General features: G+C 31.7%; 2 protein-coding genes. Both read left to right on the forward strand.

The features are described from left to right. Nucleotides 1-351: helix-turn-helix domain-containing protein (locus FHR24_RS15540; protein ID WP_167191136.1), on the forward strand; the 351-nt coding region annotated here is incomplete at its 5' end. Beyond that, nucleotides 321-1169 (forward strand): IS3 family transposase, encoded by an 849-nt coding sequence (locus FHR24_RS15545; protein ID WP_317166214.1) that lies wholly within the window; start codon nucleotides 321-323, stop codon nucleotides 1167-1169. The genes FHR24_RS15540 and FHR24_RS15545, both read left to right, overlap by 31 nt. Nucleotides 1170-1221: the final 52 nt, after the last annotated feature.

Raw genomic sequence — 1221 nt, forward strand, 5'->3', positions numbered from 1 at the left:
TTAAATGGTCAACTATCCAACAATCAAGCTTCCAAAAAATATGACGTTCCTAGAACAACTATTTCCTATTGGTTAAGAAAATACAGTACTTTAGTACAACAAAATACTGGTATGAGTAAAAACGATGAGATTAAAAGATTAAAGGAAAAGATTAAAGAACTTGAGTTTCAAAAAGACTTCCAACAAGACATTATCGCGGATATGGAACTTATTACAGGTGTTGATATGTCAAAAAAGTCATTACCCAAAACATTAGCAAAAGAGATAGAGCTAAAGAAAAAGGCACGTATAAAAGAAAGTGGCTTTATGGATGTTTTGGGATATCTAAACAAGCCTTCTACAAAAGGGTAAAAACGCAACAGAAAAAAGAAAGAGATCATCAAAAAATGATTAAAATGGTTAAAGACTACCGTAAAAAAGTAGGCTCGAAAACCGGTGGAATTAAGCTATACAAAGAACTAAAGCTAGACTTTATAAACGCTGATATTAAGATTGGCAGAGACAAGTTCTATCGTTTCCTTAGACTAAATAACCTTTTGATTCCTAAAACTAAAAATTACATCACAACCACAAACTCTAACCATATGTACAAAAAATATAAAAACCTGGTCAAAGACCAAGTTCCGTCTCGACCAGAACAACTATGGGTAAGCGATATCACTTATATTAAAACTCAATACGGTCATAATTATTTAGCCATTGTTACAGATGCTTATTCTAAACAGATTATGGGATATAAACTCGATAACCATATGAGAACATCACTTTGCACAGATGCACTCGCTATGGCCATTAAAAACAGAAAATACCCTGACCAAAGGCTTATTCATCATTCCGACAGAGGTTTTCAATACTGCAACCCTAAGTACACTACTTTTGCTGAAGACAACAATATCATAATGAGTATGACAGAACAATACGATCCATATGAAAACGCTGTTGCTGAACGAATTAATAGAACGTTGAAATACGAATATGGATTAAAACAAACTATTAAAAACACAGAGCTAGCTCAAAAAATGATTGAACAAACAGTCTATATTTATAACAATTTAAGAACGCATTTTAGCCTGAATCTAAGAAAACCTGCTGAAGTACATTTAAATCCTAATATCAAATACAAATCCTATAGAAAAAATAATGTAATTTTACCTGAACTTACGATTTAAGAACGAAGAATTTTAACTAAAAAAGAGTCAACCTATTTCAGTATAATACACT

The sequence above is a fragment of the Wenyingzhuangia heitensis genome, from assembly GCF_011762155.1.
In the GTDB taxonomy this organism is placed as follows: domain Bacteria; phylum Bacteroidota; class Bacteroidia; order Flavobacteriales; family Flavobacteriaceae; genus Wenyingzhuangia; species Wenyingzhuangia heitensis.